Origin of the sequence: Alteraurantiacibacter palmitatis (genome assembly GCF_037154115.1) — a bacterium.
Taxonomy (GTDB): domain Bacteria; phylum Pseudomonadota; class Alphaproteobacteria; order Sphingomonadales; family Sphingomonadaceae; genus Alteraurantiacibacter; species Alteraurantiacibacter palmitatis.
In genome coordinates this window covers 174,803-191,228 of sequence record NZ_JBANRO010000002.1, presented here as the reverse complement: position 1 = coordinate 191,228, position 16,426 = coordinate 174,803, and the positions used below count along the sequence as shown (strand labels likewise).

Sequence of the window (16,426 nt, the reverse complement as noted above, 5' to 3'; positions counted from 1 at the left end):
ATCAGCGGGTCTTGAGCTGCGAGATATCGCGGATTGCCCCGCGCGCGGCGCTCGTGGTCATCGCGGCATAGGCTTTGAGTGCCACGGAAAGCTTGCGCGGACGTTCCTGCGCCGGTTGCCAGGCGCCATCCCCCTTGGCCTCCATCGCGGCGCGGCGGTGGGCCAGTTCCTCGTCCGAAACCAGCAGATTGATGCTGCGCGCCGGAATGTCGATGGCGATAGTGTCGCCATTTTCCACCAGCGCAATCGCCCCGCCCTCGGCCGCTTCGGGCGAGGCATGGCCGATCGACAGGCCCGACGTCCCGCCCGAAAAGCGCCCGTCGGTGAACAGCGCGCAGGCCTTGCCCAGCCCCTTCGATTTCAGATAGCTGGTGGGATAGAGCATTTCCTGCATCCCCGGCCCACCCTTTGGCCCTTCATAGCGGATCACCACCACATCGCCCGCCGTGATTTGATCGGTCAGGATCGCGGTCACGGCATCGTCCTGGCTTTCGAACACGCGCGCTGTGCCGGTAAACTTCAGGATGCTTTCATCCACGCCCGCGGTTTTCACGATGCAGCCGTCAGCGGCAATATTGCCATACAGCACCGCCAGCCCGCCATCCTTGCTGAAGGCGTGTTCAGCCGATCGGATCACGCCGTTTTCGCGGTCGAGGTCGAGTTCCTTCCACCGGCGATTCTGGCTGAAGGCGACCTGCGTAGGCACCCCGCCCGGCGCGGCGCGATAAAATTCATGCACCTTGGGATTATTGGTGCGGCTGATGTCCCAATCATCCAGCGCGTCACCCATTGTGGGGCTGTGCACAGTGGGAAGCGCGGTATGGATAAGTCCCGCCCGCTCCAGCTGGCCGAGGATCGCCATGATCCCCCCTGCACGGTGGACATCTTCCATGTGCACATCGCTCTTGGCCGGGGCAACCTTGGACAGGCACGGCACGCGGCGGCTCAGCCGGTCGATGTCCTTCATGGTGAAATCCACCCCCGCCTCGTAAGCGGCGGCGAGCAGATGCAGCACGGTGTTGGTCGATCCGCCCATGGCAATATCCAGCGTCATCGCGTTTTCAAACGCGGCAAAGCTGGCGATGGAGCGCGGCAGGACGCTCTCGTCGCCTTCCTCGTAATAGCGCTTGGCCAGCGCCACGGACAGGCGACCGGCGCGTTCGAACAGGCTCTTGCGGTCGGCATGGGTGGCCAGCACCGAGCCGTTGCCGGGCAGCGACAGACCCAGCGCTTCGGTCAGGCAGTTCATTGAATTGGCGGTGAACATCCCGCTGCACGATCCGCAGGTGGGGCAGGCCGAGCGTTCGATCTCTGCCACCTGTTCATCGGTATAGCTGTCATCCGCGGCAGCAACCATGGCATCCACCAGATCGAGCGCGTGTTCCTTGCCGCCAAGGATAACCTTGCCCGCTTCCATCGGCCCGCCGGACACGAAAACGGCCGGAATGTTGATGCGCATCGCGGCCATCAGCATACCGGGCGTGATCTTGTCGCAATTGGAGATGCACACCATCGCATCGGCGCAGTGCGCATTGACCATGTATTCGACGCTGTCGGCGATCAGATCGCGGCTGGGCAGCGAATAAAGCATCCCGTCATGGCCCATGGCAATGCCATCATCCACCGCGATGGTGTTGAATTCCTTGGCCACGCCGCCCGCCGCCTCGATCTCGCGCGCGACCAGCTGGCCCAGATCCTTGAGGTGGACATGGCCCGGCACGAACTGGGTGAAAGAGTTGACCACGGCGATGATCGGTTTGCCGAAATCCTCGTCCTTCATGCCGGTGGCGCGCCACAGGCCGCGTGCGCCGGCCATGTTGCGGCCGTGGGTGGTGGTGCGGGAACGGTAGGCGGGCATTTTCGCTATCTCCTTGCCACCTGCTCTTGTCAGCTTGGGCGAAAGGGTCAAGCGCTTTGCAATTCCACGGTCGAAAGCCGCGCGTGATAGGCCACCCGGCCTAGGCGCTACGGAGGCGCTGGACGCAGGTTTTCGCCATGCGCACCAGCATATCGGCGAGGCCGGGCTGGAACTTTTCGCGCCCCGCAATATCCTGCCGCAGCTCGATGCCGACATAGGGCAGGCCCACCGGCTCGCAATGCCGGTTCATCGTGGCATTGAGCAGCACGCCCGAATACGGCTCCTGATCGCCCACGGTCAGGCCTTCCACCTCCAGCATGGAGATGGCGATGCGCGCGACGCGGTCATCGCTGTTGTAAAGGACGCCAACTTGCCACGGCCGGGGCTTGTCGCAGGTGGCCAGCGCAGGGGTGAAGCTGTGCAGCGAGACGACGAGAGCGGGCTTTGCCTCGGCCAGAAGGAGGGCCAAGGCATCGTGATAGGGATCGAAGAAGCGCGCCAGCCGCGCCTCCCGCTGCTCCGGCGTCAGGACATTGCCGGGAATGGCGTGGCCGTCGCTGCTGGCGGGAACTACGCCAGCACTGTCCCGGTCGCGGTTGAAATCGCACACAAGGCGGCTGACCTGCCCCTGAAAAGCGGCAAAGCCCGGCTGCTGCGCCATGATCGTGCCGATGGCCTCTACGCCGATATCGACCGCAATATGCTCATCCAGCAAGGCTGGCACGATGCCGAGGTCGATATCCTCCGGCACACGGTTGCTGGCGTGATCCGAGACGACGAGGATGCCGCCGGTTTCCGGCTGGCCGACAAGGCGATAGGCTTCGTGATCCATTTGCCTGCGATTAGCGGAGCTTGCCCGTCAGAGTCCACCATTGCGGCCGGAAATGGCGCAGCGCCGCCGCCGCCGCATCGCGCTTGTTCACCGAATCATAGATCGCAAAGCAGGTGGCGCCCGAACCGGACATATCCACTTTCCAGGCATTGGTGACCTTGAGCCGGACAATAACCTCGGAAATCACCGGACACAGCTTTGCGGCAGGGGCAAGCAGGTCGTTGCGCCCCGCCAGCGCAATTTCGCGCGCGGTGCCTGTGGGCAGGGGCCCGCGATCAATCCCGTCCCACGCCTTGAACACAGGCCCGGTGCTGAGCGGCACGCGCGGATTCACCAGCAGCACGGGCTTGCCCGCAATGTCATCGACCACATCCGCCCGCTCGGTCCCCGTGCCCGTGCCGATATGCGTGCGGCTTTCGACACAGGCGGGCACATCCGCGCCAAGCCTTGCCGCGCGCTCGCGCCAATCGTCGGGCAGACCATGCGCCGCCTCGATCAGGCGGAACACCGCGCCCGCATCGGCCGAACCGCCACCCAGCCCCGCCGCCACCGGCAGGTTTTTCTCCAAAGTCACCGCTAGCCCGCCGGGATGCGGCAAAGCGGTGAGTGCCTGCGCCACGATATTGCCGAACGGATCGGTCAGCGCGCCCGCAAACTCGCCCACCACGGTGAGGCTGTCCGCCTCACCGGCGCGCGCGGTGAGTTCATCGCCTGCATCGACAAAGGCGAACAGCGTCTCCAGCTCGTGATAGCCATCCTCCCGCCTGCGCCGCACGTGCAGGGCAAGGTTGATCTTGGCGTAGGCGGTTTCGCGCATCGTCACATATTCGGATAGGTCGGGCCGCCGCCGCCTTCGGGCGTGACCCAATTGATGTTCTGGTTCGGGTCCTTGATGTCGCAGGTCTTGCAGTGGACGCAGTTCTGCGAATTGATCTGGTAGCGCGGCTCGCCCTCCTCCAGCCCCAGCCATTCATACACGCCCGCCGGGCAGTAGCGCGTCGATGGCCCGGCATAGACGCCCAGCTCGCTGGCCTTTTGCAACTCCAAATCGGCCACTTGCAAATGGCACGGCTGATCTTCCGCATGGTTGGTGCCGGACAGGAAAACGGAGGAGAGCCGGTCAAAGGTGATCTTGCCATCGGGCTTGGGATATTTGATTGGCTGGAACAGATCGGCGCGGCCCGTATTGGCGGCATCGGTATGGTGCCCCATTGCGCCGGTGATCTTCAGGCCCAGCGTGCGCAGCCACATATCCCCGCCTGCAAACAGGCTGCCCAGCGCCCCGCCGAACTTTGCCACCAATGGCTGCGCGTTCTGCACCTTCTTGAGTTCGTCCGCGATCCAGCTTGTCCGCACCGCCGCATCATAATCGGCCAGCGTGTCCTTTTCGCGGCCAGCCGCCAGCGCCGCCGCCACACTTTCGGCGGCCAGCATCCCGCTTTTCATCGCCGTATGCGTGCCCTTGATGCGTGGCACATTCACAAAGCCCGCCGCGCAGCCGATCAGCGCCCCGCCGGGGAAAGCGAGCGTGGGGACGCTCTGCCACCCGCCCTCGTTGATCGCCCTGGCGCCGTAAGCGACGCGCTTGCCCCCCTCGATCACCGCGCGGATGGCGGGGTGGGTCTTCCAGCGCTGGAACTCCTCGAACGGGGAGACATAGGGGTTGGCATAATCCAGCGCGGTTACAAAACCCAGCGCAACTTGCCCATCGGCCTGATGATACAGGAAGCCGCCACCCCAGCTGTCGCTTTCGGAAAGCGGCCAGCCTTGCGTGTGGATGACCCGGCCCGGCTCATGCCGGTCGGCAGGAATGTCCCACAACTCCTTGATCCCAAGGCCATAGACCTGCGGCTGACAGTCCGCATCCAGCGCAAAGCGCGCCTTCATCTGCTTGGTCAGATGGCCGCGCGCGCCTTCGGCAAACAGCGTGTATTTGGCGTGCAGTTCCATGCCCGGCTGATAGTCGGGCTTGTGGCTGCCATCGGCCGCCACGCCCATGTCCTGCGTGGCAACGCCCATGACATTGCCCGCCTCGTCGAACAGCACCTCGCTCGCCGGAAAGCCGGGGAAGATCTGCACGCCCAGCCCCTCGGCCTGTTCGGCAAGCCAGCGGGTGAGATTGCCGAGCGATCCGGTGTAAGTGCCCTTGTTGCTCATCAAGGGGGGCATCAGCAGATGCGGCAATTCCCACTTGCCCGCCCGCGTCAGCACCCAGTGGTGGTTTTCGGTCACCGGCACCTTGGCGAGCGCGCAACTGGCGCGCCAATCGGGCAGCAATTCATCCAGACTGCGCGGATCAATCACCGCGCCCGACAGGATATGCGCGCCCACTTCCGCGCCCTTTTCCAGCACGACGATTTCGCAATTGGCGTCGATCTGTTTCAGCCGGATTGCGGCAGCAAGGCCGGCTGGCCCCGCGCCCACGATCACGACATCCACTGGCATCGATTCCCGCGCGCTCATCCCAAAGGCTCCAACAAAAGGCTGTTCATGGCATCAGGGCTTGATCGCTGGCGGCAGGCAGGTCAAGAGCAGGTGCATGGAAAGCCGCCCATCCCCCGGCCCTTCCGCTGATCTGGCGGAGCAGTTCGCCGCCGCGATTGCCTGGTGGCGGCAGGCAGGCGTGGATTGCGACTTTACCGACAGCCCCGTGCGCTGGTTGCAGGAGGTTGATCCCGATGACACGGCGACCCATGCCGAGGTGCTGAAGACTGCGCCTCGCCGCGCGGAACAGCCAGCCCCGCCCCCGCTGCCGCGCATGGGCGGAGAGCGCGCGAACTGGCCAACCAGTTTTGCCGAATTTGCCCCCTGGTGGCTTGCCGAACCCAGCCTCGGCCCGCCCGCCCGCCGGATCGCCCCGCGCGGGGTCGCATCGGCGGCGCTGATGGTTCTGGTGCCCATGCCCGAGGCGGAGGATCACGACAATCTGCTGTCCGGCCGGCACGGCACGCTGATTGCCAATATGCAGCGGGCGATGGGCATTGCGCCTGATGCGATCTGCGTCGCGGCGGCGCTTCCCGCGCATCTGCCGCATCCGGGATGGGACAGCCTGCGAACAGGCGGTCTTGGCGATGTGCTCCTGCATCTGCTCGCTCTCGCCGCGCCGCAGCGCCTGCTGGTGCTGGGCATGGATATCCTGCCGCTGCTTGGCCTTGAAAAGCGGCGGGGTGTGCAGCAATTGCCGCTGAACGACCGGGCGCTGCCCTTGCTTGCCAGCCATGCGCCCGACAATCTTTTGGCCAAAGGCATCGCCCGCGCGCAGCTGTGGCAGCGCTGGCTGGAATGGACGGATACGCGATGAAGATATTCGCCACGGGCGCTGTTGCCCTTGTTGCGGTGCTGGCGGCATCTCCCGCAATGGCGCAAGGATCACGCGACTACTATCTTGCCCACATTGCGCAAACAGATGTGCCGCGCCAGCTGTCTGATGCAGATGCCGCGTGGTACCGCACCCTGTTCCGCGCGATCGATGGCGAGAACTGGGCCGAGGTGCAGCGCCTGTTTGCCGAACGTGCCGACGGCCCGCTGCACGCGGTGGCGCGGGCGCGCTATTACCTCCACGCCCGTTCACCGCGCGTTGAAGCTGACCAGATACGCGCGTGGCTGGAAACGGGGCGCGAATTGCCCATGGCACATCAGCTAGTCCGGCTCGGTTCCACGCGCGGCCTGACCGATCCGCCGCGCCTGCCGGTGGAGAGCCAGGTGCGCCCGGTAGGCAGCTTCCCACGCCGCGCGCGCCCCTCCTCGATCGATGATTCGTCCATGCCCGAGGAGGTGAGCAGCGCGATCCTGAACGCTATCACCAACGACAATCCCGATGGCGCGCGGCTGTTGCTTGACGGGGTCGACGCGGCACTCTCTCCAGAGGCACGGGCTGAATGGCGCACGCGGGTGGCCTGGTCCTATTTCATCGAGAACATGGACCCGCAATCGCTGGCACTGGCGCGCACCGTGGCCGAAGGGCGTGGGCCATGGGTGGCCGAGGGCGAATGGACGCGCGGCCTTGCCGCCTGGCGGCTGAACGATTGCGACGAAGCTTTGACGGCTTTCCGCAGTGCCGCCATGCAGGCCCAGAATGTGGAACTGCGTTCAGCCGCGCTCTATTGGGCCAGCCGTGCGGCCCTGCGATGCCGCCAGCCTGCCTTGTCCAGCAGCTTGCTGGCCGAAGCGGCGGGCGAAGATCAGACGCTCTACGGAATGCTCGCGACCGAACAGCTCGGCCGCCGGCAGAGCGACCGGGTTTCGGCAGCGGATTTCACCGCGCAGGATTGGGAACAGCTCAGCCGCCATGCCAATGTGCGCACATTGGTGGCGCTGGCGGAGATCGGGCAGGATGGGCCGGCCAGCGAAATCCTGCTTTATCAGGCGCGGATCGGCCCGGCCGAGGATTACGCGCCGCTTTCGCGCCTCGCCCGCGAACTGGGTTTCGTGCAGACGCAGCTCAGCATGGCACACAACGCACCCACCGGCGCGCGCGCCGATCCCGCCAGCTATTACCCGGTCGGCAAGTGGGAGCCATTGAACGGCTGGCGGGTCGATCCGGCGCTGGCCTTTGCGCATATCCTCCAGGAATCGAACTTTCGCGCCAGCGCGCGCAGCCCGGCCAATGCGCAAGGTTTGATGCAGATCACCCCCATCACCGTGCGCCAGCACGCCCCGCGCCTTGGCCTCAATGCCGATCAGATCGATATCTTCGAACCGCGCACCAATCTCGCATTCGGCCAGCGCAATCTGGAAATGTTGCAGGAAGACCCCGCCACGCGCGACAAGCTGCCCAAGATCATGGCCGCCTATAATGCGGGCCTCACGCCCGTGCGGCGCTGGGAAAGCGAGATCCGCGATTTCGGTGATCCGCTGCTCTACATGGAAGCCATCCCCTATTGGGAAACGCGCAGCTATGTCGCCATCGTGATGCGCAATTACTGGATGTATGAAAGGCAGGCCAACGCTGCATCGCCCAGCCGCCTTGCACTGGCGCAGAACCGCTGGCCCGCCTTTCCGGGCACAGGATCGGGAGGAAACTGATGGCAATCGACACTTCGCGCGCCTTCAAACCCATCAATATCGCGGTTCTGACCGTGTCGGACACGCGCGGGCCTGACGAGGATACATCGGGCGACATCCTCGCCCAGCGCATCACCGATGCCGGGCACAAGCTGGCCGCGCGCACGATCGTGAAGGACGATGCGGACGTGATCGCGGCGCAATTGCGCGCGTGGATCGCAGACCCCGCCATTGATGCGGTAGTTTCCACCGGGGGAACGGGGCTGACAGGCCGCGATGTGACGCCCGAAGCGCTCGACCGGGTGAAAACGCGCGACATCCCCGGCTTTGGCGAGATCTTCCGCCTGATCAGCTTCAACACAATCGGCACCTCCACCGTGCAATCGCGCGCCTGCGCCGTGGTGGCCGATGGCACCTATATCTTTGCCTTGCCCGGTTCGAACGGTGCGGTGCGCGACGGGTGGGACGGCATCCTTGCCGAGCAACTCGATTCCCGTAACCGACCCTGCAATTTCGTTGAACTGATGCCTCGCCTGCGCGAGGTCTGATTTCCTCCAGGAGCAAATTGGGTGGGAACCCTTTGCCAGTCGCAGGATTGTCGCAATGTGGGCTTAATCGAGAAGCCCCATGGATTTTGACAATCAAGGAAGGGTCTTACGCATGAAAAAATGCGCAATCGGCTTGCTGCTCGCATCCAGCGTACTGGCAAGCCCGGCAATCGCGCGCGATGGCCAGGTTTATCTGGGCATCGAAGGCGGCGTTGTTCACGCCGAAGACACCCGCTTCGACATTGCGGGGACAAATCTCTCGATCGATGCCGAAGCCAAGGACATCGGCTGGGAAGCGGGCGGCGTTATCGGCTATGACTTTGGCCCTGTCCGTCTGGAAGCCGAAGGCAGCTACAAGCGCTTCGGCATTGACACCATCACCGGCCCGGTCGGCCCCATTCCCACTGGGAGCAATTATTTCGCCACTGGCACTTATGACGCCAGCGGCAGCGCGCGCGTGTGGAGCGGAATGGGCAATTTGATGCTGGATTTCGGCGGCAATGACGGGATCGGATTCTCGATCGGCGGCGGCGCAGGCATTGCCGATGTGGACTTCCGCAATGTGTCTGTTCCGGGCCGAGTGGCGCTGGACGACAACGATGTGCGCTTTGCCTGGCAGGGCGTGGCCCGGCTTTATGCCCCGGTCACCAACAATATCGATATCGGCATCAAATATCGCTACTTCAACGTAGAGAACGCGACGCTGAACGACCGCTATAGCATCAACGAGCAGACCGCGACCGGCGCGAATTCGCGCAATGCCCGTTACGATCTGACCACCCATTCGGTGCTGGCGAGCCTGATCTACAACTTCGGTGGCGCTCCGGCCCCGGCTGCTGTGGCTCCGCCGCCGCCGCCGCCTCCGCCCCCGCCGCCCCCGCCGCCCCCGCCGCCGCCTCCCCCGCCGCCGCCGCCGCCGCCGGTGGTGCAGTGCAACCAGGGCCCCTACATCGTGTTCTTCGATTGGGATTCCGCGGCGATCACGGCGGAAGCGGCCACGGTGCTGAACTCGGCCGTCACGGCTTACGGCAATTGCGGCAGCGCCGCGATCATGCTGGCCGGCCACGCCGACCGTTCGGGCTCGGCCCAGTACAATGTCGGCCTGTCGCAGCGCCGCAACGAAGCCGTGCAGCAGTATCTGACCGGTCGCGGCATCCCCGCGGCACGCATCAGCAGCGAAGCCTTCGGCGAAACGCAGAACCGCGTTCCCACCGCCGACGGTGTGCGCGAACTGCAGAACCGCCGCGTGGAAATCACCTACGGTCCGGGTTCGGGCCGCTAAGGGTCGGTTTCATCAACACGAAAACAGGGGCCGGAGGGGAAACCTTCCGGCCCCTTTTCGTGGCGCTCCCTCTCTTTTCCGTCGAACTGGTTGTCAGGCAACCAGCCGCAATGAGGAAGTGGCGCGGCGCGGGCGCAAGGAGATATTGGCAAGTCCCGGCTCCGTCGCCAACCTGTCGACCAATTCGCCCGACAGCGCAAAATCGCTGCCCAGCCGAACAAGCGGATCGGCCATCTCGCCAATCTTGAGCCGCACCAGCACCTCGCCATGTTTGGGCTTACCCGGAACAAGGCAGGCGCGCAGAGCGACAAGTCCCTCTTCGCTTTCCACATCGCATTCCAGCACCATGCGCGCCGCGTCGTGCACTTCAGCTAGGGGGCGCGCGGCGCGCACGGTGAAACGCGGCTGGTCGTCGGGATTCGGCTTGTCCACCTCGACCGTCAGCAGCACGCAGGTGCCATCGGCTGCCCAGCGGATGAAATTCTCCACCAGGCCTTCCTCGAAGCAGGCAGCAGAAAACTGGCCCGTTGCATCCGAGAAGGTCGCGCGGACAAAATCCTTGCCGCGCTTGGTGCGGCCTTTGCTGGCGGTTTCGACAAGAGCAGCCATGACCGCCTGCACACCCTCACCCGAAATTTCCCCACTGGCGAGCGAGGCATAGCTGCGCGCACCGTGCGCGGAGGCCGCCACCTTGTATTCCGCCACCGGATGCGCGGCGAAATAGAAGCCGAAATTCTCCCGCTCCGCCTCCATCTGCTGCGAACGGTTCCATGGCGGGGTTTCGGTCAGGCGCAGGGCCGGTTCGGCATGATCATCCCCGCCAAACAGTCCGCCCTGCCCGCTGGAGCGTTCGCGCGTGGCGGCATCGGACACAGCCAGCAACATATCGGCATTGGCCAGCACCAGCGCGCGGTTGGCCTCGAGGCAATCGAGCGCGCCCGCGCCCGCCAGACCTTCCAGCATCCGCCGGTTCATCGCCCCTGCAGGCGCACGTCGGAACAGATCCTCCAGCGACACAAAGGGGCCGTTCGCCTCCCGTTCGGCCACCACCTGCTCCATCGCCTTTTCGCCGACATTGCGGATGCCTGCCAGCGCATAGCGCACCGCGTGGCCCTCTTCGGTCCGCTCCACGCTGAATTCGGCCTGCGAACGGTTGATGTCGGGCCCCAGCACCGTAATGCCGTTGCGCCGCGCATCGTCCACGAACACGCTGAGCTTTTCGGACTGGTGCATATCGAAGCACATCGAGGCGGCGTAGAATTCCTCCGGATAATGCGTCTTGAACCAGGCGGTCTGGTAGCTGAGCACGGCATAGGCGGCCGCGTGGCTCTTGTTGAAGCCATAGCCGGCGAATTTGTCAATCAAGTCGAACAGGCTGTTCGCCTCGCCCTGAGGGATACCGGAAACCTCGGCGCAGCCATCGATGAAGCGCTGGCGCTGCGCATCCATTTCGGCCTGCACCTTCTTGCCCATGGCGCGGCGCAGCAGGTCGGCATCGCCCAGCGAATAGCCCGCCAGGATCTGCGCGGCCTGCATCACCTGTTCCTGATAGACGAAGATGCCATAGGTTTCGGACAGGATGCCTTCCAGCTTGGGGTGCGGATATTCGATCGGCGCCTCGCCGTTCTTGCGTTTGCCGAACAGCGGGATGTTGTCCATCGGGCCGGGGCGGTAAAGCGAGACGAGCGCGATGATGTCCTCGAACACGGTGGGCCGCACCTGCGCCAGCGTGCGCCGCATCCCTTCCGATTCCAGCTGGAACACGCCCACCGTATCGCCGCGCTTGAGCAGGGCAAACACCTGCTCGTCATCCATCGGCAGCCGGTCGAGATCCACCTCAACGCCGCGCCCGGCCAGCAGATCCACTGCCTTGCGCAGCACCGAAAGGGTTTTCAGGCCAAGGAAGTCGAACTTGACGAGGCCGGTATCCTCCACGTGCTTCATGTCGAACTGCGTCACCGGCATATCTGATCGCGGATCGCGGTACAGAGGCACCAATTGCGCCAAGGGCCGGTCGCCGATCACCACGCCGGCCGCATGGGTGGAGGAATTGCGCGGGAAGCCTTCCAGTTGCAGCGCCAGATCGACCAGCCGCTTCACTTCGTTATCGTTCTCGTATTCCCGCCGGAAATCGGCCGCACCGTTCAGCGTGCGTTCCAGCGTCCACGGATCGGTGGGGTGGTTGGGCACCATCCTGGTGAGCCGATCCACCTGCCCGTAAGGCATTTGCAGGATACGCCCGCAATCGCGCAGCACGGCCCGCGCCTTCATCTTGCCGAAGGTGATGATCTGCGCCACCCTGTCGTGCCCGTATCGCTCCTGCACGTAGCGGATCACCTCCCCGCGCCGCGTTTCGCAGAAATCGATGTCGAAGTCAGGCATCGACACGCGTTCGGGGTTGAGGAAACGTTCGAACAGCAGGCCCAGCTTGATGGGGTCGAGATCGGTAATGGTCAGCGCCCAGGCGACCAGACTGCCCGCGCCCGATCCGCGCCCCGGCCCCACGGGGATGCCTTGCGCCTTGGCCCATTTGATGAAATCGGCAACGATCAGGAAATAGCCGGGAAAACCCATGCGGGTAATCACATCGACTTCAAAGTTCAAACGGTCGGTATAGACCTGCCGTTCCTCCGCGCTCATCGCGCCATAGGGCTCCAGCCGCGCCGCCAGACCACGCGCCGCATCCTCGGCCAGCATCCGCGCCTCGCCCTCCTGATCCCCGGCAAGGCTGGGCAGGATCGGCTTGCGCCGCGGCGGGGAATAGGCGCAGCGCTGCGCCACCACCAGCGTGTTGGCGGTGGCTTCGGGCAGGTCGGCGAACAGTTCCTCCATCATCGCTGCGGACTTGACGAAGCCTTGCGGATTGGAGCGCGGGCGGTCCGCGCTGTCGATATGGGTTGAATGGGCAATGCACAGCATCGCATCATGCGCGGCGTGCATATGCGGTTCGGCAAAATTGGCCGGATTGGTGGCGACAAGCGGAATATCCAGGGCATAGGCCAGATCGATCAAGGCAGGCTCAGCAGCCTCCTCTGTCGCCTCGCCCCGGCGTGTCAGTTCGATATAGAAGCGCTGCGGGAACAGCGCCATCAGCCGAACCGCAAGGTCGCGCGCATCCCCGTGTTTGCCAAGCGCGCACAGGCGCGTCACTCCGCCCTCCGCCCCGCCGGACAATGCGATAAGTCCGCCGGTGCGCCCTTGCAGCGCACCCAGCGATACGTGCGGCTCCATTTCTGGCGGGCGGTCCAGATGGGCGCAGCTGACCAGATGGGACAGGTTCAGCCAGCCTTCCTCATCCTGCGCATACAGCGGCAGGTAATCCACCGGCGCTTCGCCGCCACGCGACACGCCCAGCAGCGCGCCGATGATCGGCTGCACACCGTAATCGGCACAAGCCTTGGCAAACATGGTCGCCCCATACAGGCCATTGCGGTCGCAAATGGCAATGGCGGGGAAGCCGCGCTCCTTGGCAAGCGCGGCAATCGCCTTGGGATCGATCGCACCTTCGAGCATCGAATAGCTGGAAAACACGCGCAAGGGGACGAAGGGAGAAAAGGCCATGGCGCGACACTAGGCCTTGCGGCGCGAAGGGCAATCTATCGGCTACGCTTTCAACAGGCTTTTGCGCCAGAATGCAGGCTTATTCCAGATGTCCTTCGTGCAGCCGCACCACCCGGTCCATCCGCGCCGCCAGCCGCTCGTTATGCGTGGCGACAAGCGCCGCGCTGCCGTGCCCGCGCACCAGTTCAAGGAACTGGTCGAACACCTTGTCCGATGTCTTTTCGTCCAGATTACCCGTCGGCTCGTCAGCCAGCACCAGCTTGGGACTGTTCGCCAGCGCGCGGGCCACGGCGACACGCTGCTGCTCGCCGCCCGAAAGCTGGCTGGGGCGGTGAGTCAAGCGGTGTCCCAGACCAAGTGCTCCCAGCAAATCGCTTGCCCGCACCTGCGCCTCTGGCCGCGCCTTACCGATCAGCAATTGCGGAATGACCACATTTTCCAGTGCCGTGAAATCGGGCAGCAGGTGATGGAACTGGTAGATAAAGCCCAGATGATCGCGCCGAAGCTGCGTGCGCGTGGCCGCATCCACATTGCTGGCATCCACCCCCGCCATGCGGATCGTGCCCGAAAAGCCGCCTTCCAAGAGGCCTACGGCTTGCAGCATGGTGGACTTGCCCGACCCCGAAGGGCCCAGCAAAGCGACGATCTCGCCCGGCATCACATCGAGATCGACGCCGCGCAGCACTTCGATCACCTCGCCGCCCTGCTCGAAACTGCGCGCAAGCCCCTTCAGGGACACGATCGGCTCACTCATAGCGCAGGACCTCCACCGGATCGGTATTGGCCGCGCGCCAGGCCGGATACAGCGTGGCAAGGAAGGCCATCCCCATCGCCATTCCGGCAATCAGCAGCACCTCCACCGGATCAACCCGCGCAGGCAGTTCGGTGAGGAAGCGCACTTCGGGATTCCACAATTCCTGCCCGGACATTGCCTCGATCACGCCCACAATCGGTTGCCGGAAAGCCAGCACCAGCAGGCCCAGCACCACGCCCGCCAGCGTGCCGATCGTTCCCACAACGGAGCCTGTGGTGACGAATATCTTCAGCAGGCTCTGCCGCCGAGCACCCATGGTGCGCATGATGGCGATATCGCGTGTCTTGGATCGCACCAGCATGACCAGCGAGGAGAGAATGTTGAACGCCGCCACCAGCACGATGATGCCCAGCGCAAAGGCCATTGCCACGCGTTCCACCTGCAAGGCTTCAAACAAGGACGCGTTCATTTCCTGCCAGATGGTGACCACCGCCTGCCCTTCCAGCGCGGCGGCGACAGGCGCCATGATCTGCGGCACTTTTTCCGCATCGCTGGTGGTCACTTCGATCGCGCTGATCGCATCGCCCATCAGCAACAATGTCTGCGCATCGGACATCGGCATGATAACCATGCGTTCGTCAAAATCGTAGATGCCGACCTCGAAAATCGCGCTGATCGTGTAGCCGATCTGGCGCGGGACGGTGCCAAAGGGCGTGGTGCGTCCCTGCGGATTGATGATCGTCAGCGTATCGCCCATGCGCGCGCCCATCTTGAGGGCAAGACGCGAGCCGATGGCGATATTGCGTTCGCCATCGCGCAGATCAGCCAGATCGCCCATCACCACGCTGGAGCCGAGACGCGCGATATCCGCCGGCTGGTTTCCGCGCACCAGCACCGCTTCGGCCCGGCCGTTGAGCGTGGCGAGCAGCGGCTGTTCCACCATCGGCACCGCGCGGGTGACACCGGGAGTCTGGCGCACTTCGTTCAGCACGTTTTCCCAATCTTCCAGCCGCCCGCCATAGGCCTGCACCACCGCGTGCCCGTTCAGCCCGGTGATCCGGTCGATCAGTTCGGCGCGAAAGCCGTTCATCACGCTCATCACGATTACCAGCATGGCAACCGACAGCATGACCACGCCGATCGAAATCGACGCGACCAGCGTGATCACCGCCTCGCTGCGGCCGGGCAGCATATAGCGTTTGGCAATCGTCCATTCGAAGGGGGAAAGGATCAAGGTGGCGGGCCTGACTGAAATGGATGGTCCGGAACGGGGTTTGCCGGGGATTTAGGTGGCCCACGGGCGGCTGGCAATAAGTTTGGTGTTAACCATCTTCTTACTCCCCTGCCCTAGTCTTCCTGCATGACGGGGACGATCGGACATCTTGCCGCGACGACAGGGCGCCGGCTGACCACGCGATCCAGCGCGAACAGCGGCAAATTGCTGCTGGCGACCGCTTTTCTGCTTGGCGTGCTGCTGGCGCTTTCGGGATGGCTGGCGCGCGATGCGATCCGCGAAATGCGCGAGGCCGCCCACTGGCAAAGCAAGGCGTTCGAAGTGATCGATGCCATCAACGGCTTGCGCGTCGGCGTTGTGTCAATCCGCCGAGGTGAGCGCGGCTATCTGCTGACCAGCGACCCGACCTATCTGGAACCCTATGTGGAAGGGCGCGTGCAGATCGCGCAGTCCTTTGAAAAGCTGCAACGCGAAACCCGCCCAAACCCCGAACTGGCGATAGAGATGCAGCGCATGGAGGGCGCCATCGAGGCCTATCTTGCGCAAGCCTCCGGGACAGTCGAACTGGAGCGCCAGGGTCGCCATGCCGAGGCCGTCAGTATGGTGCGATCAGGCACTGGACGGCAATTGACGAACAATTTGCTGGGCCAGCTCGACAGGTTCGAGGCATCCGAACGCGAACTGCTGGCCCAGCGAAAGGCCCGTGCCGAACAGGCTGCGGCGCGTTCCGAGAAGGCGCAGATCGCACTCAACGTCACAGGACTGCTGCTGCTTGTGGTTGGCCTGTTCGCCAGCCTCGCGCTGCGCAGGGCGATCGCCAACGAGGAGCAGGCACGCGCTGAACTCAAATGGCTGGCAACGACCGATGAACTGACCGGCCTTGCCAATCGGCGCGAAATGTTTGCCGGACTGGACCGGCTGATCGCCGCCGCACGGCGGCAGAAACGTCCTCTTGCCGTGGCCGTGATCGATATCGACCGGTTCAAGCTGGTGAACGATACGCACGGCCATTCTGCCGGGGACGAGGTGATCCGCTGCGTGGCGCAGATGGGTCTTGCCTTGATGCGCGAACAGGATCTGATGGGGCGGCTTGGCGGAGAGGAATTCCTGATCGCCTTTCCCGATTGCGCGGCCGAGGATGCGGCCGCCGCCTGCGAACGGTTACGCGAAGGAATTGCCGCGCTGCCCATCATCCTGCCGGAAGGCAAAGCGCTGGCTGTCACCATCAGCATCGGCGTTGCCGCATTGCTGCCCGATGATGACCGCACCCGCCTGATCAGCCGGGCGGACGAGGCGCTCTACCGCGCCAAGAAGGGCGGACGCGATCAGGTCAGTCTGGCCGCCTGATCGCGC

Annotated in this window: 12 protein-coding genes; 5 read left to right on the top strand and 7 right to left on the bottom strand. The window is 64.3% G+C overall.

From position 1 onward, the window contains the following. Window position 1 precedes the first annotated feature (1 nt). From ilvD to WFP44_RS02925, 4 genes are all read right to left on the bottom strand, one after another. Complete coding sequence (gene ilvD / locus WFP44_RS02940; RefSeq protein ID WP_336924859.1) at window positions 2-1,858, bottom strand: dihydroxy-acid dehydratase; 1,857 nt, start codon at window positions 1,856-1,858, stop codon at window positions 2-4. A 100-nt stretch (window positions 1,859-1,958) separates the two neighbouring features. Next, window positions 1,959-2,690 carry an N-formylglutamate amidohydrolase gene (locus tag WFP44_RS02935; protein WP_336924858.1) on the bottom strand — a complete coding sequence of 244 codons (732 nt, stop codon included), beginning with the start codon at window positions 2,688-2,690 and terminating at the stop codon, window positions 1,959-1,961. Window positions 2,691-2,700: 10 nt separating this feature from the next. Continuing rightward, the gene (locus tag WFP44_RS02930) at window positions 2,701-3,507 is read right to left on the bottom strand and encodes a 4-(cytidine 5'-diphospho)-2-C-methyl-D-erythritol kinase (RefSeq protein ID WP_336924857.1); all 807 of its coding nucleotides are present in this window, start codon (window positions 3,505-3,507) and stop codon (window positions 2,701-2,703) included. 2 nt (window positions 3,508-3,509) lie between these two features. Then, window positions 3,510-5,153: an electron transfer flavoprotein-ubiquinone oxidoreductase gene (locus WFP44_RS02925; RefSeq protein WP_336924856.1), complete on the bottom strand. Its 1,644-nt coding sequence runs from the start codon at window positions 5,151-5,153 to the stop codon at window positions 3,510-3,512. A 76-nt stretch (window positions 5,154-5,229) separates the two neighbouring features. Here WFP44_RS02925 and WFP44_RS02920 point away from each other — a divergent pair, with 76 nt between their 5' ends. The 4 genes from WFP44_RS02920 to WFP44_RS02905 all read left to right on the top strand — a co-directional run bounded on the left by WFP44_RS02920 (window position 5,230) and on the right by WFP44_RS02905 (window position 9,524). Next, window positions 5,230-5,991 (top strand): hypothetical protein, encoded by a 762-nt coding sequence (locus WFP44_RS02920; RefSeq protein WP_336924855.1) that lies wholly within the window; start codon window positions 5,230-5,232, stop codon window positions 5,989-5,991. Continuing rightward, entirely contained in the window at window positions 5,988-7,715 is a 1,728-nt protein-coding gene (locus tag WFP44_RS02915; protein ID WP_336924854.1) for a lytic transglycosylase domain-containing protein, read from the top strand. Before WFP44_RS02920 ends, WFP44_RS02915 begins: the two co-directional genes overlap by 4 nt. Further along, window positions 7,715-8,242: a molybdenum cofactor biosynthesis protein B gene (gene moaB, locus WFP44_RS02910; protein WP_336924853.1), complete on the top strand. Its 528-nt coding sequence runs from the start codon at window positions 7,715-7,717 to the stop codon at window positions 8,240-8,242. The genes WFP44_RS02915 and moaB overlap by 1 nt, the downstream gene beginning before the upstream one ends. Before the next feature lie 112 nt (window positions 8,243-8,354). Further along, window positions 8,355-9,524: an OmpA family protein gene (locus WFP44_RS02905; protein ID WP_336924852.1), complete on the top strand. Its 1,170-nt coding sequence runs from the start codon at window positions 8,355-8,357 to the stop codon at window positions 9,522-9,524. Window positions 9,525-9,617: 93 nt separating this feature from the next. Here the strand turns inward: WFP44_RS02905 and dnaE are convergent, their stop codons facing one another. From dnaE to WFP44_RS02890, 3 genes are all read right to left on the bottom strand, one after another. Continuing rightward, window positions 9,618-13,085: a DNA polymerase III subunit alpha gene (dnaE, locus tag WFP44_RS02900; RefSeq protein WP_336924851.1), complete on the bottom strand. Its 3,468-nt coding sequence runs from the start codon at window positions 13,083-13,085 to the stop codon at window positions 9,618-9,620. Window positions 13,086-13,164: 79 nt separating this feature from the next. Next, window positions 13,165-13,839: an ABC transporter ATP-binding protein gene (locus WFP44_RS02895; RefSeq protein WP_336924849.1), complete on the bottom strand. Its 675-nt coding sequence runs from the start codon at window positions 13,837-13,839 to the stop codon at window positions 13,165-13,167. Beyond that, the gene (locus tag WFP44_RS02890; RefSeq protein ID WP_336924848.1) at window positions 13,832-15,073 is read right to left on the bottom strand and encodes a lipoprotein-releasing ABC transporter permease subunit; all 1,242 of its coding nucleotides are present in this window, start codon (window positions 15,071-15,073) and stop codon (window positions 13,832-13,834) included. The genes WFP44_RS02895 and WFP44_RS02890 overlap by 8 nt, the downstream gene beginning before the upstream one ends. Before the next feature lie 126 nt (window positions 15,074-15,199). Here WFP44_RS02890 and WFP44_RS02885 point away from each other — a divergent pair, with 126 nt between their 5' ends. Next, window positions 15,200-16,420, top strand: a complete 1,221-nt coding sequence (locus WFP44_RS02885) for a sensor domain-containing diguanylate cyclase (protein WP_336924847.1) — start codon at window positions 15,200-15,202, stop codon at window positions 16,418-16,420. Window positions 16,421-16,426: the final 6 nt, after the last annotated feature.

Coding starts and splice junctions, on each gene's coding strand:
- ilvD (WP_336924859.1), bottom strand. CDS start 1,858: ATGCCCGCCTACCGTTCCCGCACCACCACCCACGGCCGCAACATGGCC.
- WFP44_RS02935 (WP_336924858.1), bottom strand. CDS start 2,690: ATGGATCACGAAGCCTATCGCCTTGTCGGCCAGCCGGAAACCGGCGGC.
- WFP44_RS02930 (WP_336924857.1), bottom strand. CDS start 3,507: ATGCGCGAAACCGCCTACGCCAAGATCAACCTTGCCCTGCACGTGCGG.
- WFP44_RS02925 (WP_336924856.1), bottom strand. CDS start 5,153: ATGAGCGCGCGGGAATCGATGCCAGTGGATGTCGTGATCGTGGGCGCG.
- WFP44_RS02920 (WP_336924855.1), top strand. CDS start 5,230: ATGGAAAGCCGCCCATCCCCCGGCCCTTCCGCTGATCTGGCGGAGCAG.
- WFP44_RS02915 (WP_336924854.1), top strand. CDS start 5,988: ATGAAGATATTCGCCACGGGCGCTGTTGCCCTTGTTGCGGTGCTGGCG.
- moaB (WP_336924853.1), top strand. CDS start 7,715: ATGGCAATCGACACTTCGCGCGCCTTCAAACCCATCAATATCGCGGTT.
- WFP44_RS02905 (WP_336924852.1), top strand. CDS start 8,355: ATGAAAAAATGCGCAATCGGCTTGCTGCTCGCATCCAGCGTACTGGCA.
- dnaE (WP_336924851.1), bottom strand. CDS start 13,085: ATGGCCTTTTCTCCCTTCGTCCCCTTGCGCGTGTTTTCCAGCTATTCG.
- WFP44_RS02895 (WP_336924849.1), bottom strand. CDS start 13,839: ATGAGTGAGCCGATCGTGTCCCTGAAGGGGCTTGCGCGCAGTTTCGAG.
- WFP44_RS02885 (WP_336924847.1), top strand. CDS start 15,200: ATGACGGGGACGATCGGACATCTTGCCGCGACGACAGGGCGCCGGCTG.